Origin of the sequence: Streptomyces yerevanensis, from assembly GCF_000716805.1 — a bacterium.
GTDB classification, from domain to species: Bacteria; Actinomycetota; Actinomycetes; order Streptomycetales; family Streptomycetaceae; genus Streptomyces; species Streptomyces flaveus.
Genome location: NZ_JNWJ01000007.1, coordinates 1 through 24,912, shown reverse-complemented (window position 1 = coordinate 24,912; position 24,912 = coordinate 1). Strand labels below are relative to the sequence as shown.

Annotated in this window: 25 protein-coding genes and 1 pseudogene; 8 read left to right on the top strand and 18 right to left on the bottom strand. The window is 68.3% G+C overall.

The window, feature by feature from the left end:
• Positions 1-169 precede the first annotated feature (169 nt).
• The gene (locus OP79_RS08585) at positions 170-1,051 is read right to left on the bottom strand and encodes an ABC transporter ATP-binding protein (protein ID WP_033319449.1); all 882 of its coding nucleotides are present in this window, start codon (positions 1,049-1,051) and stop codon (positions 170-172) included.
• 165 nt (positions 1,052-1,216) lie between these two features.
• On the opposite strand from OP79_RS08585, the gene OP79_RS08580 reads away from it, so the two are divergent.
• The 3 genes from OP79_RS08580 to OP79_RS08570 are packed head-to-tail and all read left to right on the top strand — an operon-like array spanning position 1,217 to position 3,200.
• Positions 1,217-1,435: a hypothetical protein gene (locus OP79_RS08580; RefSeq protein WP_033319448.1), complete on the top strand. Its 219-nt coding sequence runs from the start codon at positions 1,217-1,219 to the stop codon at positions 1,433-1,435.
• Between the two features lie 19 nt (positions 1,436-1,454).
• Entirely contained in the window at positions 1,455-2,594 is a 1,140-nt protein-coding gene (locus tag OP79_RS08575) for a sensor histidine kinase (RefSeq protein WP_211270761.1), read from the top strand.
• Between the two features lie 3 nt (positions 2,595-2,597).
• Complete coding sequence (locus tag OP79_RS08570; protein WP_033319446.1) at positions 2,598-3,200, top strand: response regulator transcription factor; 603 nt, start codon at positions 2,598-2,600, stop codon at positions 3,198-3,200.
• Positions 3,201-3,353: 153 nt separating this feature from the next.
• On the opposite strand, the gene hemB is transcribed toward OP79_RS08570, so the two are convergent.
• The 6 genes from hemB to OP79_RS08540 all read right to left on the bottom strand — a co-directional run bounded on the left by hemB (position 3,354) and on the right by OP79_RS08540 (position 10,497).
• On the bottom strand, positions 3,354-4,346 hold the full coding sequence (gene hemB, locus OP79_RS08565) for a porphobilinogen synthase (protein ID WP_033319445.1): 993 nt from the start codon (positions 4,344-4,346) through the stop codon (positions 3,354-3,356).
• 339 nt (positions 4,347-4,685) lie between these two features.
• Positions 4,686-6,365 (bottom strand): bifunctional uroporphyrinogen-III C-methyltransferase/uroporphyrinogen-III synthase, encoded by a 1,680-nt coding sequence (locus tag OP79_RS08560; RefSeq protein ID WP_033319444.1) that lies wholly within the window; start codon positions 6,363-6,365, stop codon positions 4,686-4,688.
• Positions 6,362-7,342: a hydroxymethylbilane synthase gene (gene hemC, locus OP79_RS08555; RefSeq protein WP_078491681.1), complete on the bottom strand. Its 981-nt coding sequence runs from the start codon at positions 7,340-7,342 to the stop codon at positions 6,362-6,364. The genes OP79_RS08560 and hemC overlap by 4 nt, the downstream gene beginning before the upstream one ends.
• Positions 7,339-9,075: a glutamyl-tRNA reductase gene (locus OP79_RS08550; RefSeq protein WP_033319442.1), complete on the bottom strand. Its 1,737-nt coding sequence runs from the start codon at positions 9,073-9,075 to the stop codon at positions 7,339-7,341. Before OP79_RS08550 ends, hemC begins: the two co-directional genes overlap by 4 nt.
• The gene (locus OP79_RS08545; RefSeq protein ID WP_033319441.1) at positions 9,072-9,833 is read right to left on the bottom strand and encodes a redox-sensing transcriptional repressor Rex; all 762 of its coding nucleotides are present in this window, start codon (positions 9,831-9,833) and stop codon (positions 9,072-9,074) included. The genes OP79_RS08550 and OP79_RS08545 overlap by 4 nt, the downstream gene beginning before the upstream one ends.
• Before the next feature lie 361 nt (positions 9,834-10,194).
• Complete coding sequence (locus OP79_RS08540) at positions 10,195-10,497, bottom strand: glutaredoxin family protein (protein WP_033319440.1); 303 nt, start codon at positions 10,495-10,497, stop codon at positions 10,195-10,197.
• Between the two features lie 174 nt (positions 10,498-10,671).
• On the opposite strand from OP79_RS08540, the gene OP79_RS08535 reads away from it, so the two are divergent.
• The 3 genes from OP79_RS08535 to OP79_RS08525 all read left to right on the top strand — a co-directional run bounded on the left by OP79_RS08535 (position 10,672) and on the right by OP79_RS08525 (position 14,295).
• Positions 10,672-11,616, top strand: coding sequence for an HAD family hydrolase (locus OP79_RS08535; protein ID WP_033319439.1), 945 nt, complete (start codon positions 10,672-10,674; stop codon positions 11,614-11,616).
• A gap of 346 nt (positions 11,617-11,962) precedes the next feature.
• Positions 11,963-12,793: an ECF subfamily RNA polymerase sigma factor, BldN family gene (locus OP79_RS08530; protein ID WP_033319438.1), complete on the top strand. Its 831-nt coding sequence runs from the start codon at positions 11,963-11,965 to the stop codon at positions 12,791-12,793.
• A gap of 266 nt (positions 12,794-13,059) precedes the next feature.
• Positions 13,060-14,295 (top strand): DUF5667 domain-containing protein, encoded by a 1,236-nt coding sequence (locus OP79_RS08525; protein ID WP_033319437.1) that lies wholly within the window; start codon positions 13,060-13,062, stop codon positions 14,293-14,295.
• Between the two features lie 84 nt (positions 14,296-14,379).
• On the opposite strand, the gene OP79_RS08520 is transcribed toward OP79_RS08525, so the two are convergent.
• The 8 genes from OP79_RS08520 to OP79_RS08490 form a co-directional block, all read right to left on the bottom strand.
• On the bottom strand, positions 14,380-15,444 hold the full coding sequence (locus OP79_RS08520) for a lysophospholipid acyltransferase family protein (RefSeq protein WP_033319436.1): 1,065 nt from the start codon (positions 15,442-15,444) through the stop codon (positions 14,380-14,382).
• Between the two features lie 14 nt (positions 15,445-15,458).
• A complete protein-coding gene (locus tag OP79_RS08515) occupies positions 15,459-16,520 on the bottom strand; it encodes an NAD-dependent epimerase/dehydratase family protein (protein ID WP_033319435.1) in 1,062 nt (353 codons plus the stop codon).
• A gap of 335 nt (positions 16,521-16,855) precedes the next feature.
• Positions 16,856-16,954: a 30S ribosomal protein bS22 gene (locus OP79_RS51435; protein WP_003948845.1), complete on the bottom strand. Its 99-nt coding sequence runs from the start codon at positions 16,952-16,954 to the stop codon at positions 16,856-16,858.
• 195 nt (positions 16,955-17,149) lie between these two features.
• A complete protein-coding gene (locus OP79_RS08510) occupies positions 17,150-17,359 on the bottom strand; it encodes a helix-turn-helix domain-containing protein (protein WP_093781815.1) in 210 nt (69 codons plus the stop codon).
• Positions 17,360-17,488: 129 nt separating this feature from the next.
• On the bottom strand, positions 17,489-18,304 hold the full coding sequence (locus OP79_RS08505) for a phosphatase (RefSeq protein WP_033319433.1): 816 nt from the start codon (positions 18,302-18,304) through the stop codon (positions 17,489-17,491).
• Between the two features lie 114 nt (positions 18,305-18,418).
• Positions 18,419-19,591, bottom strand: a complete 1,173-nt coding sequence (locus OP79_RS08500) for an acetoin utilization protein AcuC (RefSeq protein WP_033319653.1) — start codon at positions 19,589-19,591, stop codon at positions 18,419-18,421.
• Positions 19,542-20,756 (bottom strand): MFS transporter, encoded by a 1,215-nt coding sequence (locus tag OP79_RS08495; RefSeq protein WP_033319432.1) that lies wholly within the window; start codon positions 20,754-20,756, stop codon positions 19,542-19,544. The genes OP79_RS08500 and OP79_RS08495 overlap by 50 nt, the downstream gene beginning before the upstream one ends.
• A gap of 121 nt (positions 20,757-20,877) precedes the next feature.
• The gene (locus OP79_RS08490) at positions 20,878-21,525 is read right to left on the bottom strand and encodes an HAD family hydrolase (protein WP_033319431.1); all 648 of its coding nucleotides are present in this window, start codon (positions 21,523-21,525) and stop codon (positions 20,878-20,880) included.
• A 269-nt stretch (positions 21,526-21,794) separates the two neighbouring features.
• On the opposite strand from OP79_RS08490, the gene OP79_RS55215 reads away from it, so the two are divergent.
• On the top strand, positions 21,795-22,061 hold the full coding sequence (locus tag OP79_RS55215; RefSeq protein ID WP_157857292.1) for a hypothetical protein: 267 nt from the start codon (positions 21,795-21,797) through the stop codon (positions 22,059-22,061).
• A 241-nt stretch (positions 22,062-22,302) separates the two neighbouring features.
• On the top strand, positions 22,303-22,731 hold the full coding sequence (locus OP79_RS08485; RefSeq protein WP_157857291.1) for a hypothetical protein: 429 nt from the start codon (positions 22,303-22,305) through the stop codon (positions 22,729-22,731).
• A 139-nt stretch (positions 22,732-22,870) separates the two neighbouring features.
• Here OP79_RS08485 and OP79_RS58455 read toward each other — a convergent pair.
• The 3 genes and pseudogenes from OP79_RS58455 to OP79_RS08475 all read right to left on the bottom strand — a co-directional run.
• A pseudogene (locus tag OP79_RS58455) lies at positions 22,871-23,146 on the bottom strand (IS701 family transposase); the annotation flags it as partial.
• Positions 23,147-23,343: 197 nt separating this feature from the next.
• On the bottom strand, positions 23,344-23,829 hold the full coding sequence (locus OP79_RS08480) for a hypothetical protein (protein WP_033319429.1): 486 nt from the start codon (positions 23,827-23,829) through the stop codon (positions 23,344-23,346).
• A 302-nt stretch (positions 23,830-24,131) separates the two neighbouring features.
• Positions 24,132-24,587 (bottom strand): allene oxide cyclase barrel-like domain-containing protein, encoded by a 456-nt coding sequence (locus tag OP79_RS08475; RefSeq protein ID WP_033319428.1) that lies wholly within the window; start codon positions 24,585-24,587, stop codon positions 24,132-24,134.
• Positions 24,588-24,912 lie beyond the last annotated feature (325 nt).

Here is a 24,912-nt window from a genome sequence, read left to right as displayed (position 1 = left end):
CGAAGTCCGGTGCGCTACCGCGCCCCTGAGAAGAGGGCCCGCAGGCCCCTCTTCTCAGGGGCGCGGGGCTGTATCCGATTTGCGGCTCCGCCGCGTGGGCGCGACCAGCCACAACGAACCCGCAGCGTGGAACCGGCCCGCACCTTTTACCGCACTTCGCGCGGAGCGCTCAGCTGCCGATGGAGCGGAAGACGTCGTCGAGCCGAGTCGGCCCGGCTTGGAGTTCCCGCAGCTCCACCGCGTTGTCGTGCGCCCAACCGAGCAGGGTGTAGAGGTCCTTCGGCAGATCGAAGGTCTGGATGAGGAACGTCCCGTCGCTCTCGCGCGTGGCCTGCAGCGGTAGCGCCGGCGCGGGGGCCGACAGGGAGAAGCGGATGGCGGCCGGCAGAGTCCGCGTCAGCTCGGAGACGGTCCCTTCCTGGTGGAAGGCGCCCTTGTGCATGAGCCCGATGCGATCGGCGCGCTGCTGAGCCTCTTCCAGGTAGTGCGTGGTGAGCACGATGGTGGATCCGTCTTCGCGCAGCTTGTCCACGGCGTCCCACAGAGCGTCCCGGGACTGGATGTCCAGGCCGGTGGTGGGCTCGTCCAGGAAGATCAGCTCAGGCTTCCCGTACACGGCGGTGGCGAAGTCCAGACGTCGCTTCTCACCGCCGGAAAGCTGGGACACCTGGGTGCCGGCCTTGTGCGTGAGGTCGACGATGCCGAGTACGCGTTCGACCCTGTCCCTGCGCTGGGAGAGTTTTCCGATCAGCCGGACCGATTCCTTCACCGTCAGATCCGGGGAGAATCCGCTCTCCTGCAGCATGATGCCCATCCGGGGCCGCACGGCGCGCCGGTCGCGCGGGCTCTGCCCGAAGACCCGCACGGTGCCCGAGGTGGCCGTGCGGTGGCCTTCGACGGTCTCCAAGGTCGAGGTCTTACCGGCCCCGTTCGTGCCGAGCAGCGCGTAGAGCTCCCCCTTCCGCACCTGGAAGGACAGGTCTTTCACGGCGTGGAAGTCGCCGTAACTGAGGTTCAGACGTTCAACGTCGATAACGGGTGTCGAGGTCATGCATCGATCTCAGCCGTCATCACGCTCGCCCGGCAGTGGCGTGGCGTCATCACGTCGCCATGACATTCCTGGGGGCAAACCCATGACGCAGTGTCACTGGTGCCACCCACGGAGCCGGAAGAATACTGCGGGCAGACTCTGCTGTTCGATCACGGAGAGCCGCACATGGACACCGGACCCCTGCGCATTCTGCTGACGGCCAACACGGCCGTCTTCCTTGTGGTCTGCGCGGTCTACCTCCTCCACCACCTCGGCGTCGGTCTCTACCCTGACGACATGGAGTCCTGGCTCGAGAACAACCAGTGGCTGATGTGGGCGGCCACGGCCCTCGCCGTGCCGAGCGCTCTGGCGATCCCGCTGCTCAGCGTGAAGACCCAGCGGTGAGGTCGAAGCGGGGGAACACATGATGTCCGAGCACCGTGCGGGAACGCGGGAACGGCTGCGCAGACTGAACGTCACCACGATGGTCGTGGTGACCGCTTCCGTAGGGACACTGCTGGTGGCGGTCGATGCCCGGACGTGGTGGCACGCCGTCATCCTGAGCCTGGGCGTGGCCGCGGCGCTGGTGGCTTCCATCCGGTGGACAGCGGACGGCATTCCCCGGGTCGTACTCCCGTGCCTGATCATCACCGCGATGGTGTGGCTCGCCGGGGTGTTGGTGGTGGACGGCCATACGGCGTTCTACGGCATCTCCATCGTGGGACCCCTGTACGCCCCCAAGTTGCCGCGCCACCGCGTCCTGGCCGCCGTCGGGCTGATCGCCTTCGTCGCCGTACTGGGCGCGGCCAGGCTGTTGGTGTCACCGGCAGATGTGCCCGACGCCCTGATCCGCTACGTCCTCATTCCGGCAGGTGTCACGGTGGTGGTGACGGGCAGCATGTTCGCCGGCCAGGTCTTCTACGACCTCGTCGAGGAGCTGGAGCAGTCACGGGAACGCGAAGCGGAGTTGGCCGTCGTCCGGGAACGCGTACGTTTCGCCAGCGATCTGCACGACATCCAGGGCCACACGCTGCATGTGGTGAAGCTGAAGGTCATGCTGGCCGAGAAGCTGGTGCGCAGCGACATCGGGCGGGCGGAGGAGGAACTACGGGAGGTGCGCGCCCTGGTCGGCGACACCATCACCCAGACCAAGGAACTCGCCTACGCACAGCGGCGGCTCAACCTGTCCGTGGAGCTGGAGAACGCGAAGAACCTCTTCGAGGCCGCGGGCATCCGCGTACGCGTCAACCGTGAGGCCGACGTCGACGAGCGAGTCAACGGGCTGCTCGGCCAGGTCCTCCGCGAGACGACGACCAACATCCTGCGCCACGCACAAGCCACGCGGGTGCGGATCACTCTCTCGGAGTCGGGCATCACCATCGTCAACGACGGCGCCCGGGAGGCTCCCCTCCCTGGGCTCAGCGGACTGGCCACCCTCAAGGAACGAGTGAGCGACAACGGAGGCGAACTGACGGTGGAGCAGGAGAACGGGCGCTTCCTCACGGCTGCGGCGTTTCCCTCCCTTTGCTCAACGACGCTGCCCTCCGCGGCGCGGAAGGACTGACCGATGACCACCGTGGTACTCGCCGACGACGAGGCCCTTCTCCGCAAAGCACTGGCGTCGTTGCTGACCCTCGAAGGCGAGATCACCGTGCTCGCCGAAGCGCAGGACGGCGAATCAGCCGTCCAGGCCACGCTTCAGCACAGGCCCGACGTGCTCGTCATCGACTTGGAGATGCCCGGTGTGGACGGACTCGGCGCCGTCGCGGAGATCCGCCGTGCGCGGCCGGACCAGGTGATCCTCATGCTGACCCGCCATGCCAGGCCCGGGGTGCTCCGCAAAGCCCTGAAACTCGGAGTCCAGGGCTTCGTCAGCAAGTCGGCGGAACCCGCGCACATCACGTCGGTCATCAACACCCTGCACGAGGGCAGGCGCTGGATCGACCCGGACGTCTCCGCGCTCGCCCTCGTCGACGACTGCCCCCTCACCGACCGGGAGATCGACGTCCTGCGAGCGACCGGCGCCGGGTACTCCGTCGCCGACATCGCCACCCGCCTCCACCTGGCGGAAGGCACCATACGCAACTACCTCTCGAACGCCATGCAGAAAACCCAGACACGAACCCGCCACGAAGCAGCACGCTACGCACGCGAACACGACTGGCTGTAGAGACGGGCGGGGCCGGTGCGATACCGCGCCCCTAAAAGGAGGCCGCAGGCCTTCCTTTTAGGGGCGCGGGGCTGTATCTATATGCGGCTTCGCCGCGGGGCGCGACCAGCCACAACGAACCCGCAGTTTCAAACCGCCAAACCCAGCGGAGCGCTACCGCAACTTCTGCGCGACCTCCGTCGCCCAGTACGTCAGAACGTTCTGGGCCCCCGCCCGCCTGATCCCCGTCAGCGTCTCCAGGATCGCCCGGTCCCGGTCGATCCAGCCCTTCTCGGCGGCGGCCTCGATCATCGAGTACTCGCCGGAGATCTGGTACGCGACCACCGGCACATCCACCGAGTCCGCGACCCGCGCAAGGACGTCCAGGTAAGGTCCCGCCGGTTTGACCATCACCAGGTCGGCGCCCTCCTCCAGATCGAGAGCCAACTCCCGCATGGATTCCCGTACGTTGGCGGGATCCTGCTGGTACGTCTTGCGGTCGCCCTTCAACGACGAGGCGACGGCCTCCCTGAACGGCCCGTAGAAGGCGGACGAGTACTTGGCGGTGTAGGCGAGGATGGCGACGTCCTCGCGCCCGATCTGGTCCAACGCATCGCGGATGACACCGATCTGACCGTCCATCATCCCGCTGGGCCCCACCACGTGCGCACCCGCGTCGGCCTGCACCTGGGCCATCTCGGCGTACCTCTCGAGCGTGGCGTCGTTGTCGACGCGGCCGTGCTCGTCGAGGACGCCGCAGTGGCCGTGGTCGGTGGTCTCGTCGAGGCAGAGGTCGGACATGACGAGGAGTTCGTCGCCGACTTCGGCCCGTACGTCACGAAGGGCGACCTGCAGAATCCCGTCCGGGTCGGTCCCCGGCGTCCCGAGGGCGTCCTTCTTGGACTCCTCCGGCACACCGAACAGCATGATCCCGGAGACCCCGGCCTCCACCGCCTCCAGCGCCGCCTTCTTCAGGCTGTCCCGCGTGTGCTGCACGACCCCGGGCATCGCGGCGATCGGCACCGGCTCGCTGACGCCTTCGCGGATGAACGCGGGGAGGATGAAGTCGGCCGGGTGCAGCCGGGTTTCGGCAACCATGCGGCGCATGGCGGGAGTGGTACGCAGCCGCCGCGGCCGCGTACCGGGGAAGGATCCGTACTTCGTCATGCCCTCTACGCTACGCCCGCTCCAGGACCACCTTTGCCGACGCGGAGTCGGAGATCACCGGGCGCTTCCCGGCCCTCCGCGCCTTCGATCCGGCTCCGCAGCAGAGTCACCACCTACGCCACGCCAAGTCGACCTACGCCCCCACAAACCTGCTCCACTTCGGCCACACGGTGCCGGCGGCGGCTTGGGGGGGGGCGATACGCGCCCCTGAAAAGGGGGCCGCAGGCCCTCCTTTTCAGGGGCGCGGGGCTGTATCGATTTGCGGCTCCGCCGCGCGGGCGCGACCAGCCACAACGAACCCGCAGCTTCGAACGCACCCCAACTGCTCCACCAGCGGAGCTACGTCGTACGCCGTCGCCGCGACCCCGGCCGCCTCTCACTGGGCCGCGTAACCGGCCCCCCGGCCTCCACGGCGGCAGCCCGCCGCCGCGACCCGAAGTCGGCGAGCGCCTCCGCCAGCTTGTGCACCGACGGCTCCGGAGCCATCACATCCACCCGCAGCCCGTGCTCCTCAGCCGTCTTGGCCGTGGCCGGCCCGATACACGCGATCACCGTCACGTTGTGCGGCTTGCCCGCGATCCCGACCAGGTTCCGGACCGTCGACGACGACGTGAACAGCACCGCGTCGAAGCCACCGCCCTTGATCGCCTCGCGCGTCTCGGCCGGCGGCGGCGACGCCCGTACCGTCCGGTACGCCGTGACGTCGTCGACCTCCCAGCCCAGCTCGATCAGTCCGGCCACCAACGTCTCCGTGGCAATGTCGGCCCGCGGCAGGAACACCCGGTCGATCGGGTCGAAGACCGGGTCGTACGGAGGCCAGTCCTCAAGAAGCCCCGCAGCCGACTGCTCCCCGGAAGGCACCAGGTCCGGCTTCACACCGAAGGCGACGAGCGCCTTCGCCGTCTGCTCCCCCACGGCGGCGACCTTGATGCCCGCGAACGCGCGCGCATCGAGCCCGTACTCCTCGAACTTCTCCCGTACGGCCTTGACCGCGTTCACCGAGGTGAAGGCGATCCACTCGTACCGTCCGGTGACGAGGCCCTTGACCGCCCGCTCCATCTGCTGAGGCGTCCGCGGCGGCTCGACGGCGATCGTCGGCACCTCGTGCGGTACGGCCCCGTAGGACCGCAACTGGTCGGAGAGCGACGCCGCCTGCTCCTTCGTACGCGGCACGAGAACCTTCCAGCCGAACAGCGGCTTGGACTCGAACCACGACAACTGGTCGCGCTGAGCAGCGGCCGAACGCTCACCGACCACGGCTATCACCGGCCGCCCGCCGTCCGGCGAGGGCAGCACCTTCGCCTGCTTCAGCGTCTGCGCGATCGTGCCGAGCGTCGCGCACCAGGTCCGCTGCCGGGTGGTCGTACCGGCGATGGTCACCGTCATCGGTGTATCGGGCTTGCGGCCGGCGGCCACCAGCTCGCCCGCGGCGGCGCCGACGGAGTCGAGAGTCGAGGAGACGACGACGGTCCCGTCGGACGTGCCGACCTCGGTCCAGATACGCCCGGAGGCCGTACTCGCGTCGACGAACCGCACGTCCGCGCCCTGCGCGTCACGCAGCGGAACACCCGCGTACGCGGGCACTCCGACGGCCGCGGCGATACCGGGTACGACCTCGAAGGGCACGCCCGCGGCGGCGCAGGCCAGCATCTCCTCGGCCGCGTACGTGTCGAGCCCGGGGTCACCGGCGACGGCACGTACGACCCGCCTGCCGCTGCGTGCGGCCTCCATGACAATATGGGCCGCGTCCCTCGACGCGGGGGCACCAGCGGTTGTTGACGCGCCGTCAACCACCGTCAGCTGAGGCGTGTCCGGGCCCGATTCCGTGTCCAGCACGGTCACGCCCTGTCTGGCGTGCGTACGGACGACGTCGAGCACTTCGGGCTCGGCGACCAGGACATCCGCGTTCGCCAGCGCCTGAACGGCGCGCAGTGTGAGCAGTCCCGGATCTCCGGGTCCGGCACCGAGGAAGGTGACGGAGCCGTGTTCCAGACCGGCGGGAAGGGTGGTGGGGCTCAATGTACTCGCTCCCCCATCAGACCGGCCGCGCCCTTGGCAAGCATCTCGGCAGCGAGTTCACGGCCGAGCGCCATTGCTTGGTCATGTGTCTCGGGCACGGGACCGGTGGTGGACAACTGCACCAGCGTCGAGCCGTCGGTCGTGCCGACGACGCCGCGCAGGCGCATTTCCTTGACAATCTGCCCGTCGGAAAGCAGGTCGGCCAGCGCACCTACAGGTGCGCTGCAGCCGGCCTCCAGGGAAGCGAGCAGGGACCGCTCGGCGGTCACGGCGGCCCGGGTGACCGGGTCGTCGAGTGCGGCGAGCGCCGCGACGAGGTCCGCGTTGTCCGCGGCACATTCGATCGCGAGCGCCCCCTGGCCGGGGGCGGGCAAAACCATGTCGACCGAGAGGAACTCGGTCACTTCGTCGATCCGGCCGATCCGGTTGAGTCCGGCGGCGGCCAGTACGACGCCGTCCAGCTCGCCGTCGCGCACGTACCCGATCCGGGTGTCGACGTTCCCCCGGATCGCGACGGTCTCGATCGTCCGCCCGTGGCAGCGTGCGTACGCGTTCAGCTGGGCCATGCGGCGCGGCGAACCGGTGCCCACGCGGGCGCCGTCCGGCAGCTCGGCGAAGCTCAGTCCGTCCCGGGCGACGAGCACGTCCCGCGGGTCCTCGCGCACCGGCACCGCGGCCAGTGCGAGGTCGTCGGGCTGCGTGGTCGGCAGGTCCTTGAGGGAGTGCACGGCGAAGTCGACCTCGCCGCGCAGCAGCGCCTCGCGCAGTGCGGTCACGAAGACACCCGTGCCGCCGATCTGCGCGAGAAGCTCGCGCGAGACGTCGCCGTACGTGGTGATCTCGACGAGCTCCACGGACCGCCCGGTCGCCCGGCTCACGGCGTCAGCCACCTGCCCGGACTGGGCCATGGCCAGCTTGCTGCGCCGTGTCCCCAGCCTCAGGGGGCCGCTCTCCGGCCCCGTTCGCCGCTCAGTCATGCTCGCCCTCGGTTCTTGGCGTTCTCGGTGTTGATGTCATCGGTGGCCCGTGAGACGGAGTCGACCGTCTCCTGGTCCAGGTCGAACAGGGTCCGCAGTGCGTCCGCGTACCCGGCGCCGCCGGGTTCGGCCGCGAGCTGCTTGACCCGTACGGTCGGCGCGTGCAGCAACTTGTCCACCACGCGCCGTACGGTCTGGGTGATCTCGCCCCGCTGCTTCTCGTCAAGCCCGGGCAGCCGCCCGTCGAGCCGCGCGATCTCGCTCGCGACGACATCGGCGGCCATGGTGCGCAGCGCGACGACGGTGGGGGTGATGTGCGCGGCCCGCTGGGCGGCGCCGAAGGCGGCGACCTCGTCGGACACGATCCGCCGCACCATGTCCACGTCCGCCGCCATCGGCACGTCCGCGGAGGCCTCGGCCAGCGACTCGATGTCCACGAGGCGCACGCCGAGCAGCCGGTGCACGGCCGCGTCGATGTCGCGTGGCATGGCGAGGTCGAGCAGCGAGAGCACGGGCGACGGGCGCGGGGCCAGGGCGACGGGCTCGGGCTTACGACGCTCGGGCACGCGCCCGATGGCGGCCGCGGTCGCGGCGAGTGCGGCGATGACGCCGGCGTCGGACTCGGGCGTACGGGCCGCGTGTGTACGGCGGCGATCGACCGTCGCGTTGTCCACCCAGGCCGCGTGCTGCTCCAGGGCCGCCGCGTCCAGGCCCGCCACCGCGGCGTCCCCCATGACGGAGAAGGCGGCGGCGCCCTGCACGGGCGACAGGTCCAGCGGACAGCCGTCGTCGGTGCCGACGCTGGTGGGCGGAAGGTCCGCGCGTACGACTCGGGGGGTGGCCGCGCGCTCCTCGGCGGGCGCACCCGTACGGCCCTCGACCGCCTCGGCGACCGCGTCGGCCGTCAGGACAAGGCCCGTCGCGCCGGTACAGGACACCGCGACATCGGCACGTGTCAGCTCGGCCGGCACCGCGTCCATCGGTACCGCGCGGGCCGCCACGTCCGTATCGCCGCCGTCCGACAGGCGTTGTCCATATTGCTCTTCGAGCAGGGCTGCGAGGCGCTCGGCGCGGTCCAGCGTGCGGTTGGCGATGACCACTTCGGCCACCCCGGCACGCGCGAGCGTCGCCGCGGCCAGCGAGGACATGGAGCCCGCGCCGATCACGAGGGCCCGCTTGCCCTTGGCCCAGCCCTCGACGTCCGCCCCCGAGGTCAGCTGCTCCAGGCCGAACGTCACCAAGGACTGCCCGGCCCGGTCTATGCCGGTCTCGGAGTGGGCACGCTTGCCGACCCTGAGCGCCTGCTGGAACAGGTCGTTCAGCAGCCGCCCCGCCGTGTGCAGTTCCTGCGCGGTCGCGAGTGCGTCCTTGATCTGGCCGAGGATCTGGCCCTCGCCGATCACCATCGAGTCGAGCCCGCAGGCCACGGAGAACAGGTGGTGAACCGCCCGGTCCTCGTAGTGCACGTACAGATAGGGCGTGAGCTCCTCGAGCCCGACCCCGCTGTGCTGCGCGAGCAGCGTGGAGAGCTCGGCGACACCGGCGTGGAACTTGTCCACGTCGGCGTACAGCTCGATCCGGTTGCAGGTGGCGAGCACCGCGGCCTCGGTGGCCGGCTCGGCGGCGATGGTGTCCTGGAGGAGCTTGATCTGCGTGTCCGCGGACAGCGCGGCCCGCTCCAGGACGCTGACCGGAGCGCTGCGGTGACTCAGCCCGACGACGAGAAGACTCATGCCGGCATCACGGCGGGGACATCCCCGTCGGGCCCTTTCCCGGTCTCCTTCGCCGCCGCCGCCGCGGCCTCGGCCTCGAGCACGGCTTCCGCTTCTTCGCCGGCCTTGCGCTGCTCGTGGAAGGCGAGGATCTGCAGCTCGATGGAGAGATCGACCTTGCGTACGTCGACGCCGTCCGGCACGGAGAGCACGGTCGGCGCGAAGTTCAGGATGGACGTCACGCCCGCGGCGACAAGCCGGTCGCAGACCTGCTGGGCGGCGCCCGCGGGGGTCGCGATGACACCGATCGATACGCCGTTGTCCTTGATGATCTTCTCGAGGTCGTCGGTGTGCTGCACGGGGATTCCGGCGACGGGCTTCCCGGCCATCGCGGGATCGGCGTCTATGAGGGCGGCGACCCTGAAGCCGCGCGAGGCGAACCCGCCGTAGTTGGCCAGCGCCGCGCCGAGGTTACCGATACCGACGATCACAACCGGCCAGTCCTGGGTGAGGCCCAGCTCGCGGGAGATCTGGTACACGAGGTACTCGACGTCGTAGCCCACACCGCGCGTCCCGTACGACCCGAGGTACGAGAAGTCCTTGCGCAGCTTCGCGGAGTTGACCCCCGCGGCGGCCGCGAGCTCCTCGGAGGAGACTGTGGGTACCGAGCGCTCCGACAGTGCGGTCAGCGCACGGAGGTACAGCGGAAGCCTGGCGACGGTGGCCTCGGGAATCCCTCGGCTGCGGGTCGCCGGTCGGTGAGTTCGGCCAGTTGCCACGGTGCTCCTGCGGGTAGAGCGGGGCTGCAGGCGGCCACACATCCGACCGCCCCGTCGACAGCAGGCTATGTCTTTGTGAATGCATGCACAAAGATGGTGTCCGATTTGCCCGCCCAACGTGACCGGGGTCACGCGACCCTGCCACATGCGTATGGAACCGGCGCAAAGGCACCTTCGTTCCCTGCTTGATGGGGGCAAAGCCGTACACACTCCTCTACGCTCCCCGCCCCCGAGGCCAGACCGCCCCGATCCTAAGTGACTTTGCGAACCACTTGGAGTGCCCGGACGGGCCACGGTTCGGTTACGCACGCCACGACGGCCGGGTTTGCGCACGCCACCACGCTCCGATCGCGCGCTCCCCTCACCCCGCGAGGGCCCGCCGCAGCCGCCCCTCGTCCACCCGCCAGAACGTGTGCTGCGCACCATCCACGAGCACCACCGGGATCTGCTCCCAGTACGCGCGATACAGCTCCTCGTCCTGCGTAATGTCCCTCTTCTCCCAGGACACACCGAGTTCCCCGCAGACTTTCTCGACGACGACCTGCGCGTCCTCACACAGATGACAGTCGGGCTTCCCGATCAACGTGACCAGCCGCTCACGCGGCGCCTTCTTCTTCTCCGTACGGCGGTCAGTACGCCGAAAGATGGGACTCATACGAGCCATTCTCGCCCGCCGACCACGCCCGGTCAGATGCGGGACCTTCACACAATCCACGCCACCACATGGGCGCGACCAGTCAGGAAGGGCCCACAGCCGTAACGACACGGTCGCGGAGAGTTCACACCATTCAAACCTCCCGACTCCGGAAGTAACGCACCGACTGGCTATGCTCACGCCATGGCCGCTCTCGGATGGCTCACTCCCCGTAGGCGCTCCGCCACGGCGCGGAGCGTGTTGGCAGGCGAGGCCTCGGCGGAGGCAGCGCGCAAGTCCTCCCAGGAACTGGAGGAACTCGCGCACGAAGCCGCGCCCGAAACCGCCGCCGAGGAACCGGAGTTCCCGGTCCTCGGCGACGACAAGGCCGCCGCCTTCTTCGACCTCGACAACACCGTGATGCAGGGCGCCGCGCTGTTCCACTTCGGCCGCGGCCTGCACAAGCGGAAGTTCTTCGAGACCCGCGACCTCGCCCGGTTCGCCTGGCAGCAGGCCTGGTTCCGGCTGGCCGGCGTCGAGGACCCCGAGCACATGCAGGAGGCGCGCGACTCCGCGCTGTCCATCGTGAAGGGCCACCGCGTCTCCGAACTGATGTCGATCGGCGAGGAGATCTACGACGAGTACATGGCCGAGCGCATCTGGCCCGGCACCCGCGCGCTGGCCGAGGCCCACCTCGACGCGGGCCAGAAGGTGTGGCTCGTCACGGCCGCCCCGGTCGAGATCGCCACGGTGATCGCCCGCCGCCTGGGTCTGACCGGCGCCCTCGGCACGGTCGCCGAGTCGGTCGACGGCGTCTACACCGGCAAGCTCGTCGGCGAACCCCTGCACGGCCCCGCGAAGGCGGAGGCGGTACGGGCGCTGGCGGCGGCGGAGGGCCTGGACCTGGGCCGCTGCGCCGCGTACAGCGACTCGCACAACGACATCCCGATGCTCTCGCTCGTCGGCCACCCGTACGCGATCAACCCCGACGCCAAGCTCCGCAAGCACGCCCGCACCCTCGACTGGCGCCTGCGCGACTACCGCACGGGCCGCAAGGCGGCGAAGGTCGGCATCCCCGCGGCGGCCGGCGTCGGCGCGGTGGCGGGCGGCACGGCAGCAGCGATCGCCCTGCACCGTCGCCGCCGCTGACACCGGCCCCACCGTCCATGAGTGCCCGCGTGTACGAACACGCGGGCAATTCTGCTGTCCTACCCGCCCACCGCCCCCGCCAGTCCCGTTGACGGCAGCCGGCCACAACACGCCCCGGGCCCGGCCGGAATGTGAAGCGATTCGATCAACTAGCGGTCACCGTGCGGCACTTGATCAGTCGTCGATGCGTAACAGAAGCGACGTATTCGATGATTTGAGCAACTGGGCGTAGCCCTGCCTGTACGAAGCGTTATTCTCCTCAGACGCATGACGGACCTCATACGTCGCTACGACGGGTGAATGTTCCGGTACTGCACGTGATGGAAGCTCTGCCTCTGGGAGTCCCGTGTACCCACACGTCGGGGTTGACGCCTCGGGCCTGGCTACGCTCCGCGCGATGGTCCTCGACCACCTGCGCGGTTTCGTCCCCACCGCGTACGCCGTCCCCGCCCTCGCTGTCTCCGCCGCGCCCATCGGTCCGTGTTACGCACTGGCCGACGGCATCGAGCGGGGGCCGGCGCGAAGCGCCGTCGTCGAGGGGCGGAAGTCGGGTGACGGGCGGACGGTGGGCAGACGGGGTCGCTCGAGCGCGTCCGCCACCACCGCCCGCCGCCCGGCCGCGGACAGTGACAGCGCCCGGATGATGAACCTCGTGGAGCGCGCCCAGGACGGCGAGGCCGAGGCCTTCGGGCGCCTCTACGACCAGTACAGCGACACCGTCTACCGCTACATCTACTACCGCGTGGGGGGCAAGGCGACCGCGGAGGACCTCACGAGCGAGACCTTTCTGCGCGCCCTGCGCCGCATCGGCACCTTCACCTGGCAGGGCCGCGACTTCGGCGCCTGGCTGGTCACGATCGCCCGCAACCTCGTCGCCGACCACTTCAAGTCGAGCCGCTTCCGCCTGGAAGTGACCACCGGCGAGATGCTCGACGCCAACGAGGTCGAGCGCTCCCCCGAGGACTCCGTCCTGGAGTCCTTGTCGAACGCGGCGCTTCTGGACGCCGTACGCCGCCTCAACCCGCAGCAGCAGGAGTGCGTGACCCTGCGCTTCCTCCAGGGCCTCTCGGTCGCCGAAACCGCCCGCGTGATGGGCAAGAACGAGGGCGCGATCAAGACCCTCCAGTACCGCGCCGTGCGCACACTGGCCCGGCTCCTGCCCGACGACGCCCGCTGAGAACCCGTATCGCACCCTCACCCACCCCGCACGCCCCCTTACCCTCAGCGACGCTCAACTCACCCTTCGTCGCCGCCTGTTGGCTTCGCGGTCCGATCATCCGTCCTCCGTAACCCAAGTGCCGAACCGCTCGTTGTGCGGGATACAGGCTCCCTGTGGTCACCTCTGGCCGTCCCCGATCACTCGATCGTGTGGATCCGATCAGAGAGTGCAACCCTCAGGACCCCCTGGGGAGTCGACCGTCATGACGAGAGGAGGTGCCGCCAGTGATCGCGAACGTATCGGCGCACCGGCGGGCGCACGCCTTCGCCCAGGCCCTGGAAGAGCAGTCCGACCGGGGCACGGCGGCCGAGCAGTCCGAAGGTCCGGCCTCGGAACCCACGGACCAGTCCGGCCGGTCCGAGCGGAGCCGGATGCTGTCCCTGACGACCGGCCTCGGCGAGCTGCCCAAACCGGCGATGGACCCCGAGGTCAAGGTCGTTCAGCGGGCCCAGCTGGTGGCCGCGATGGAGGCCATGCTGCAGGAGGGCACGGCCGCGGGGGGCGACGCGGTGGAGCCTTCGGTGCCCGGGCAGAGATCGCCACGGGGGCGGGGTGCTCATCGGGCGACCGGGATGGGAAAGCTGCGACCGCGTTCCCGGCTCTCCAAGGGGCTCGCCGCGGGTGGGCTCACCGTGGGTGTGGCCGCGGGAGCGTTCAGCGGCGTGGCCGCCGCCAGTTCCGACGCCCTGCCCGGTGACTCGCTCTATGGGCTCAAGCGCGGCATGGAGGACCTCAAGCGGGGCATGGCCGACGACGACAGCGACCGCGGCGGGCTCTATCTCGACCAGGCGTCCACGCGGCTGAGCGAGGCGCGTCGGCTGATCGAGCGCGACCGCTCCGGGCCCCTCGACCACGAGTCCATGGGCGAGATCCGCCGTGCGCTGTCCGGCATGCGGCACGACGCGTCGGAAGGCCATCGGCTGCTGCACGAGGCGTACGAGCGCGACCCCGACTCCCTGGGCCCGATCCAGACCCTCTCGGCCTTCTCCCAGTCGCACCGCGACGCGTGGGGCGCGCTGCGTGACCGGCTGCCCGCGCAGCTCGGCGATGTCAGCCGACAGGTCAGCTCGGTCTTCGACGCCATAGACGAAGAGGTCGATCCGCTGCGCTCGCTGCTGCCGAAGCCCCCCTCACGGGAGGGCACAAGCCGTCAGCCGGACTCCGGCCGGTCCTCCACCGGCTCCTCCGACACGGACCGCCCGACCACCCCCAGCGCCACCGACGGCTCCCCCGACGGCGGCGAGTCCAGCAGCGGCACCCCCAAGCCGTCCACCTCGGGCACGGAGGACGACGGCCTGCTCGGCGGCAACACGGGCGGCCTCCTGGAACCGCCCACGGAAGACACCAGCACCACCCCGTCCGACAAGACCACCCCACCGGCCAAGCCCGACGTCACGGTCCCGCCCCTGCTCCCAGGGCTCCTCCCGGAGCTGGGCGTCGAGAACGAGAACACGGATTAGTTTCTGCTGATACGTCGGTGGGGGCGCCCCTTGCGAAAAGGGGCGCCCCCACCGGCGTATCCACGCTCCTTCAGAAGCCGCCCGTCAGAAGAACACGGACCTGCGCTGCACCAGCAGCTTGTACAGCGTGTGCTGGATCTGCTCCCTGACCTGGTCCGTCAGGTTGAACATGAGCATGGGGTCCTCGGCGGCCTCCGGCGGGTAGCCGTCCGTCGGGATCGGCTCGCCGAACTGGATGGTCCACTTCGTGGGGAGCGGGACCGCGCCCAACGGGCCGAGCCACGGGAACGTCGGCGTGATCGGGAAGTACGGGAAACCCAGAAGCCGCGCCAGCGTCTTGGCGTTGCCGATCATCGGGTAGATCTCCTCCGCTCCGACGATCGAGCAGGGGATGATCGGCGTGCCCTGGCGCAGGGCCGTCGACACGAAGCCGCCGCGGCCGAAGCGCTGGAGCTTGTAGCGGTCGCCGAACGGTTTGCCGATGCCCTTGAAGCCCTCCGGCATCACGCCGACCAGCTCACCGCGCTCCAGAAGCCGCTCCGCGTCCTCCGCGCACGCGAGCGTATGACCGGCCTTGCGGGCCAGCTCGTTGACCACCGGCAGCATGAAGACCAGGTCGGCGGCCAGCAGGCGGAGGTGGCGGCCGTCAGGGTGGTTGTCGTGCACCGCGACCTGCATCATCAGGCCGTCCAGCGGCAGGGTCCCGGAGTGGTTGGAGACGATCAGCGCCCCGCCCTCGGACGGGATGTTCTCGATGCCCTTCACCTCGACGCGGAAGTACTTCTCGTAGAGCGGTCGCAGCATCGACATCAGGACCTGGTCGGTGAGCTCCTGGTCGTAACCGAAGTCGTCGACCTCGTAGTCGCCCGTCAACCGCCGCCGCAGGAAGGCCAGGCCACCCGCGATGCGCTGGTCCCAGCCACCGCCCTGCCGCTCCGGCGGGGATGCGGATTCCTCAGGCGTCACCGGCACATCTGTCACAGGAACATCATCCTGCAGAATCGTTCGGCCAGGCAGGGGCTGGACCTCACGTACCCCTGCGGGCTCGCCCTTGAGCCGACTCCCCGCCCCCCGGCGCCGCGGCGGCCGGTGCGCGGCACTCCCACGGGACCGATCGTCGTCGAACGGAATGACCTTGGCGTCCGCCATCGTTGATGCGCTCCTCAGTTGGCGCTCTGCGTCGGGGGGTGGCCACCGCCCAGAAGGGACAGCCCGGCGATCCGGTCGACGGCCCCGGCAAGGGCTTCCGGCGGCAGGAGTCCGGGGCCGCGGCTGCGCGCGAAGTCCGCGAAGGTCTCCACGGTCGTGTACTTCGGCCGGAAACCCAGCGTCTCGCGCATCTGTTTGGTCGCCACGACCCGGCCATGGGTGAGCAGCCGCAGCTGCTCGGGCGAGAAATCCGTCATACCCAGCGTACGCACTGCCGTGCCCACCCAGCTGACCGCGGGCAGCAGCAGCGGCACCGTGGGCTGGCCGAGCCTGCGCGCACACTGCGAGAGGAGCAGGAGGCCGTCGCCGGCGATGTTGAACGTCCCGCTGTTGAGCGTCCCGCGCTCCGGTTCGTGCGAGGCGATGCGCAGCACGTCGATCACATCGTCCTCGTGGACGAACTGCAGCCGCGGATCGTAGCCGAACACGGTCGGCAACACGGGCAGCGAGAAGTACGCGGCCAGCGGCGAATCCGCGCTCGGCCCGAGGATGTTCGCGAACCGCAGCACACACACGGCCACATCGGGCCTGCGTCGCGCGAAGCCGCGTACGTACCCCTCGACCTCCACCGTGTCCTTCGCGAAGCCACCGCTGGGCAGCGACTTGGGCGGCGTCGTCTCGGTGAACACGGCCGGGTCGCGGGGCGCCGACCCGTACACGTTCGTACTGGACTTCACGACCAGCCGCTTGACCGCCGGGGACTTCTGACAGGCACCAAGCAGCTGCATGGTGCCGATGACGTTGGTCTCCTTGACCGAGGTCCGGCTGCCGCTGCCCAGCGGAGTGCCTGTGACGTCCATGTGCACAACCGTGTCGACGGAATACTCGGCGAGCAGGCGCGCGATGGTGGGCTGCCTTATGTCGGCCTGTACGAAATCGGCTCCGCCCAGGTGGTGCTCGGGCCGGACCGCGTCCACGGCGACCACCCGGTCCACCTCGGGGTCACGCTGGATCCGCCGTACGAAACGGCCCCCGAGCTGCCGGGCCACTCCGGTCACGAGCACGACCTTGCCCAAGATCAGCGCCTTCCTTCCAGCCCTTGAGGACTTTCTGCTCGTACTCTGCCGAGTTCCCCGTGACGGCCCACGTTAGCGGGTCGATGTTGCGCTGTGGTGACCACTCGATGCATGAAGTCACCACAGACGCGGACGTACGGCCGGACTCGGCCAGGGACGTACGACCAGACCAAGCCAACCAGGTAGGGCATCAAGCCAACGGGGTATGGCTGTGGCCTCCCACCGGTCGGTGGGAGGCCACAGAGCGCCTGCCTGTCGCAGCGGCGCGCAACACCATGAACAGAGTCGTGAGGGCGGGACCGCCGGGGCGGGTTCACGGCCCTACGACCTGCTGCCTACTTCTTGTTGCGACGCTGAACGCGCGTGCGCTTGAGCAGCTTGCGGTGCTTCTTCTTCGCCATCCGCTTGCGCCGCTTCTTGATAACAGAGCCCACGTCAACCCTCGCTCACTTCTCGGACAACCCCCGCGTCAGCGGGGACAATCACTCGGTGCGGGGCTGCATTGGGGCCCACACGACCTACGGGGGGCCAGCCTACCCCGACAGAGCTCCGAGCTTGTAATCGAGGTGATCCCGGGGGAAACCGGGGACGCCCCTGAGGGCCGTCACCGGTATCCGCCCAAGGCGCCGTCAGGCGGTTTCCACCCCCACATAGGACTCGCGAAGGTACTCGTGAACCGCTTGCTCCGGGACTCGGAATGACCTCCCGACCCGGATCGCGGGCAGATGACCGCTGTGCACCAGTCGGTACACGGTCATCTTCGACACTCGCATCACCGAGGCGACTTCCGCCACGGTTAGGAACTGAACCTCGTTCAGAGGCCTCTCGCCAGCAGCCATGACACACCTGAACCTTCCGCACTCGACGGTCACCGGCTTCCCCTTCCGGTGACACTTCGTCGTTGCGTGCTCACTCCCCAATGTAGGGGCGGGTGATGCGAGTGGGGAAGAGGGGATGCCATCTGGTCCCTACTGTGACAGACACGCTCGATTGAGTACATAGCGAGTAAGCGGCCGGTAGTAAGCAGACCGCACAGCGTCATCAAGCGGAACGGCGACGGACACCCGCCCCTCCGCCTCCCCGACGAACAGCGCGGGATCGTCCGTATCACCAAGACCCATGGCCTCGAACCCCAGTTGACCTGCGCCGCAGACCCAGCCATGGTCTCCGATCACCAGTTCCGGGAGAGGCCCGCCGGCCTCCGCCGCGGCGGCCAGCGCGAGTCGAACCGGGAGCGGTGAATGGGAGTGTGCGCCGGTCTCACAACCGGTGGCGGAGGAGCCTGGTTCGCGCACCAGCGCGACACCTTGTACGTAGTCAAGGTTGTGCGTGCGTAGACCGAACCGGGTCGTTATGTCGACACAGCTACCCTGCGCGGGGGTGAGCACGGCACATCCCGCCGCCGACAGGGCGTCCGCGAGAGCGGCGTAGAAACCGAGCAGTCGGTGCGGGTGGCCGGTACCCAGGAGAACCGGGGAACGGTTACGGGCCGCCGCCTGGAGCCGCTCCGCGAAGGCGTCAAGAGCCGCCAACGTCCGCTCAGGGTCGATCACATCATGGCCCGATGTATGCCGTGGATCGGCCGAGACTCCGCACTTGTCCGCCATCAAGGCAATCAAATCCGGCTGTTTCCACGTCCATTCAGGGTCGAGCCCGATCATCACGCGGGGATCGCGAGCCGCGAAGAGCCGATAGCTCCGCAGACTCTCCTCCCGCGAGGTCGCCACGGGCCCGGCCAACCGGGCGGCCAGCAGATGCGCACGCAATGCTCCGGCACTCAACACGTCAGAGATGCTGGCGCATGTGCCACTGGCCCACGCCCAGAACGGGAAAAGCCCGCACGGTCGGAGTAACAGACGGCTGTCCACCCTGGCGGAAGCGGGGTCCGCGAGGAGGGCCTACGCCAACAGCCCCCGCAACGGGAACACGGCCCGTCGAGTCGCGACGATCGCCTGATCGAGCCGGTCGGCCGGATCGTAGCCGTCCTCCCACGACTTCCAGGCCACGGGCCACCGTCCATCAGTCATCCGCGCCGGCGCCAACTGCCGCGTACGAGCGAAGACTTCCTGCCGCCATCCCTCAGGAATCACCGCATCCGGCGCGATCTCCCGTCCCGCGGCAATGGCGACAAGATGCGTCCACGACCGGGGCACCACGTCCACCACGGCGTACCCGCCCCCACCAAGCGCGATCCACCGCCCCTCGGCGTGCTCATGCGCCAGCTCATGACAAGCGACCTGCACCGCCCGCTGCGCATCCAGCGAAACGGCCAGATGAGCCAGCGGATCCTCGAAGTGCGTATCGGCCCCGTGCTGAGTCACCAGCACCTGAGGCCGGAAGTCCGCGATCAACTCCGGCACGACGGAGTGAAAGGCCCGCAGCCACCCCGCGTCCCCGGTCCCGGCCGGCAGCGCCACGTTCACCGCGGAGCCCTCCGCACCGTCCGCCCCGGTCTCCTCCGGCCACCCGGTCTGCGGAAACAAGGTCCGAGGATGCTCGTGCAACGAGATCGTCAGCACCCGCGGGTCCTCCCAGAACGCGGCCTGCACCCCGTCCCCGTGATGCACATCCACATCGATGTACGCCACCCGCTCCGCCCCCAGCTCCAACAGCCGCGCAATCGCCAGCGACGCGTCGTTGTAGATGCAGAACCCCGACGCCCCGCCGGGCATCGCATGGTGCAGCCCACCCGCGAAGTTCACCGCGTGCGAGGCGTCCCCGCGCCACACCGCCTCGGCCGCCCCCACCGACTGCCCGGCGATCAGCGCGGACACCTCGTGCATCCCGGCGAAGGCTGGATCGTCCATGGTCCCGAGGCCGTACGACATGTCCGCCGCCCGAGGATCCACGGAAGCGGCCTTGACCGCCTCGATGTAGTCCTCGCGATGCACGAGCCGCAACGTCGACTCCCCGGCCGCCTTCGCCGAGACCACGTCCATCTCACGATCGAGCCCGAAGGCATCGACCAGCCGACGGGTCAACGTCAGGCGGACCGGATCCATCGGGTGATCCGGACCGAAGTCATAGCCCGTTACTGCCTCGTCCCACATCAGCTGTGTGCGGCCGCTCATGCCCGTCACCGTATCGGTTTGGTTCAGGAGCGAACGACCGGGCGTACACCAGGGTCACCAGCACCAACACCATCGGCACGAGCATGGCCCCCCGATAGGTCCACGCATCGCCCAGAGCCCCCACGAGGGGCGAACCGATCAAGAAACCCACATAGTTGAAGATATTCAGCCGTGCAATGGCAGCATCCGCCGCACCGGGGAACAGCCGCCCGGCGGCCGCGAAGGTCTGCGGTACGAGCACACACAGCCCGAGCCCCAGCAACGTGAACCCGAGCAGCCCGACCCACGCCCCCGGCGCCACCGCCACCACCGCGAACCCCACGGACGCGACGATCGCCCCCAGCCGTACGACCGCCACGGCCCCGAACCGCCGCACCCCGAAGTCCCCGATGGCCCGCCCGAGCAGCGTGGTGACCATGTAGACGTTGTACGGCACGGTCGCCAGCTGCTCCGAACTGCCCAGCACGTCCTGCAGATACTTGGCGCTCCAGTTGGAGACGGTCGAGTCCCCGATGTACGCGAAGGTCATCACCAGACACAGCGGCAACAGCAGCTTGAAGGCGACGGGTTGCCCGACCGCCTCCTTCGGCTTCTCCGCGCCGGGTCCGCCTCCGTCGACGTACCACCGACTCCCCACCAACGCGACGGGCAGCAGCACCAGGACGACCGGCAGATACGACACGAACAGGTGCAGATCCCAGTGCGCCCCCACCCATGCGAGCGAGGCCCCGATGATCCCGCCCAGGCTGTACACCGCGTGGAAGCCGAGGATGATGCTTCGCCCGTACGCATGCTGCAGGCTCACTCCGAGCATGTTCATGGACGCGTCGAGCGCTCCGACGGCCAGCCCGAACGCCGCCAGCGACAACCCGATCTCCCACAGCCCGTCACCGGCTCCGACACCGAGCAGCGCGAGCAGCACGACGGGCTGGGACCAGCGCAGTACGTGACTGGGACGCACCCGCTTGACCAGCTGCTCCGTGCAGACACTGCCGACGCCGGCGAGGACCGGCACGGCGGCGAGGAAGGCGGGCAGCAGGGCATCGGAGATCCCGTACTGGTCCTGGATCGCGGGAATCCGCGTCACCAGCAGCGCAAAGGCCACACCCTGAGCGAAGAAGCTGAACGCCAACGAAGCCCGGCCGCGCCGCAGCACATCTGTCATGGCGGCTCAGCGTAAGGCTCTTGCTTACTCGTGGGTAGACGATTCGGAAGATGAGTTTTATTCACCTTTCGAAGAGCAAGATCGGCTGACGAGCTGTTCGGCCAGTCACCCGGCCCACTGGTCAGCTCTGGAGAAGCCCGATCAGCTCACTCATGTCACCGAAGAGCCGGTCTGCACCCGCCAGCCGGTCGGCGGTCGTCATCGCCGTGAAGCCGTACACGTCCATCCCGGCCGCGACGGCCGCCCGCACTCCGAGCGGACTGTCCTCTACGACGAGGCACTTCTCCGGCGGTACGCCCATCCGATCGGCCGCGTACAGGAACAGATCCGGTGCCGGCTTCCCCCGCCCCACATCCTCCGAGCTGAAGATCTGGTCCTCCCCGAACCACCTCTCCATCCCGGTCTTCCGATGCCCGACCCGGATCCGCTCATGAGTCCCGGACGAGGCCACACAGATCCGCACCCCGTCCGCCACCAACTTCTCCAGCACCTCCGCCGCCCCGGCCACCGGCTCCAGGTCCCGCTCGAACGCCGCGAACACCCGGGTGTGCAGCACATCGTCGAACTCCTCGGGCAACCGCCGCCCCGACCGCTGCCACACGATGTCGTGTACGCGGTGCACGGCGGCGCCCATGTAGTCGCGCAGCGAGTCTTCGTACGAAGTGGGGTGCCCCAGCTCGGTCAGATAGCCGGCGAGGATCCGATTGGAGAGAGGCTCGCTGTCGACGAGCACCCCATCATTGTCGAAGACCACCAGGTCATAGCGCATGAGGGAGAGCCTAGTGCTCGGCCGTGACGATGATCTGACCAGCCGGCTCGTCATGCAGGTGGAGTAGCGGACCGCGGCCGAACAGCTTCACCCGAATGCCACGGATGACGCGCCCGATTATCCGTACCGAATTACCGTTGAGCGCATGTCTTAGATCCTTCCTGGTCGAGTAAGAATCCAGTCTTGCCCGGACCGACGCGGTTTCCCGAAAGATCGACGGCATTCCTGGTGACGCCATCCGGCACAGACCACGAAAGGAGGCACAAGCAATGGAGGATATTCTTCGAAGGCTCGACAAGTGCAAGATCGACGCAGAGGACTTCCATGTCGATCTCGCGCGCGACGCGAAGATCAGCCTCGAATGCCTCGACCCTATACCCGGAGATACTGAAGCCGAGCCTGCGGCGGCACAGCCTCCGGTTGGGTGCCGCGCGTCGCTGTACGATGCCATAAGGGGCATGAGCGAATACGGATCAACGGTCGAGACAGAAAAACGCCGGAATGATCGCGATGGCCTCTTTCGTCCGCGCGGGTGAGATATGCGAGACACAGGCCGCAGCCGATGCCGGATCTCACGCCGCTTTCGGTCGCCTCGGCACCGATCGGCTCACTGAGAATTCCCGCCAGTGAGTGAGGGCTGTGATGGACATAAAAACGCGGGAAGGCTTCGATCCGTACCCCGAGGAGCCCAGAGGGCGGACCCTGGGGGACAAGTACTTCATGGAGTTCACGAGGCTCGTGCACGTGAGCCTGAAGAGTTCTTGGTGGGGAGAGCCGGTGAGCGCTCTTCTGGGCGCTGCGGGCGGTGCCTGGCTCGGCCATGACGACGACCTGCCGATAGAGCCAGTGATCGGAATTGCCGCCTCCATGATCGGTGTCATCATCGGAGCCGTTCTCGCCGCATTGGCAATGATCACGCGAGCCTGTGACACTTCTTTCCTGAGGAAAGCAAGCAAGGCAGGAATTCTACCCATCACCGATTACTTGTGGCAATTCTTCACTGTCATCGCAATGGGCGTCTTGTCCACTATCTCCCTGTTGCTGGTGGCCGCAGTTTCCGAGGAAGCCCCGACAGAGCTGCGTGTGGCTGCCGGGGGACTGGCCGGGTTCTTCGTACTTTGGACACTGACCAGCCTCCTTCCCGCCTTGGGAGCGCTCATAGTGTTCACGCGCCTCATCGAGAAAACCGCTGGTATCCGCGAATAACGGCAGAAAGAATCGGTTACCAGTAGTTCGTTAAATCCGGTGGTAGAAATCAAGACCGTGGCCGGTGGTGACCGCATCGATCAGGGCTTGGAGTTCGGCGGGGGTCCTTGTCCGTCCAGGCCTGCCACCAGCGGTGCAGGGTGGTGGCCACGATCAGGCGGCACGGGGAGTCGGGGCCGTAGCCGCCCAGGCGGGCATCAGCTGCCCACCAGGTTTCGCTGTGACCGTCGCGGAAATGGCGCTCAACGGGCGTCCACTCACCGGGATGACCAGCATCCCTCCAGGTCAGGGCGGGGACGGCGTCGATGGGGGTGTGCGGCTGGTCGGCCGGGGCTCAGGTGCCGCCCTGGGGTTTGAGCGCCACCAAGTAGGCCAGATGGGCGTCCCGCAGTGCGAGGTACCAGTCGTCGATGACGATGGACTCCGCCGTCGTACGGAGCGGTCGTCGTCCGGCTGCGCAGCAGTTCGAGGCGTTGCTTGTTGACCTGCTCGGCGTCCCAGGTGGACTCGGAGCAGCCAGACCACCGGTCACAACAACTGCGGCTGCCGTACTGGGCGGCTCCCGCGTGGGGCAACGTGAACGGCGCCCCACGCGGGAAGGTATGCCCTACGTCATTCGTCGATGTTGAGGGTCAAGTGGACGCGGTGCCCCTCCAGGGTGATGTAGCCGTCACCATAGGCCGAGCGGTAGTGGCCGGTGCCGCCGATAATGCCGGTCTTGGCGGTCACTGGCTCATCCGGCTTGTAAGTGATCATGTCGCTGAGCGTCAGTTTCCCTTTCTTCAGGCGCAGTACACGCGTGCACTGGGCGGTCAGCTCGTCGGCGGAGGCCTTGACCGCGCTGCACTCTGACTCGGCGTCACCGGCGTATCGAAGCTGCTTCTTCTTGACGCTGTACAGCTTCAGATGGGTCACCCAGCTGTCGCCGACCTCAACGTAGTCGGGCATCGTGTCGAGTACGTTGACCCCGGTCAGCGTGACCTTCTCAATATCGTTGTCCTTGTCTTTTCCCTCGGCGTGCGCGGCCATGGCGGGAAAAAGGGCGAGCGCTGTGGTGAAGGCTGAGATGACGACACCACGGACAGCTGAATTGATCACGGAACCTCCAGGCCGCATACAGTGCCCCAGGCCCTCTGGAGCATTGGCGAGTCATTTCACGCGGTGTGATCCCCCCTGGACAATGCGCCCCCCGCGTCCGGGCCGCACATGCCACTCGGACAGAGGAACGGTCCCCCCTCTGACTGACTGTCGGCGGGGCTGCCCCCGGACACCGCCCCGCCCTCGACGCCTCGGTCGTCACCGCTCGGCCTCCAATTCGGCCCGACGAATCGGCCCCCGGGTGAACGCCGCGCCCCCACCCGGGCAGCGGAAGCGAACCCGTGCGGGGAACACTCTCGACGTCAGTCGTCGACGTGGAGATCGAAGTGGACCCGGTTGCCTGTCAGGGTGATGTAGCCCTCTCCCTCGGCGTCGTTGTAGATGCCGGTGCCGCCCGCAATAGCAGTCTTGGCGGTGATGGGCGCATCATTCGTGCGCGTGATCATGTCGTGGAGGGTGATTTCGCCCTTCTTCAAGCGCAGCACACGCGTGCACTGGGCGATCAGATGGTCTCTGGTCGCCTCGACAGCACTGCACCGCGAACTGGCGTCGCCAGCGAACCGCTTCTTGGAGTCGTACAGATGCAGGTAGGTGACCCAACTGTCGCCGGCCTCGACGTACTCCGGCATCGTGTCGGTCTCGGTGACACCGGTGAGCTTGAGCCTCACGATGTCGTCATCCCCGACGTCAGCCACCGCGGCCTGCGCGGACAAGGCAGGAAGAAGGGTGAGCGCGGCGGTCAAGCCGACAGCGGTCACGGCACGACGGACAGTGGCAGAGGTCATGGATCCTCCTAGGGGTTGGACTGCGGGGTGCCCGGCCCTCCGGAGCACCGACGAGCCATTCCATGCGCCGGAATCCCGCCGGGCAACGCGCCTCGCTCGTCCGGACCGCACGAGCCACTCAGACAGAGGAACGATCGGCCAGCGCCACGTGTACCAGGGAGGCGGAGATCCTTGCCGACCCTGCTCCGGCCGAAACGCAAGAAAGCCCCACACCAAAAGGTGTGGGGCTTTCTCAATGTTTGTTCGGCGGTGTCCTACTCTCCCACAGGGTCCCCCCTGCAGTACCATCGGCGCTGTG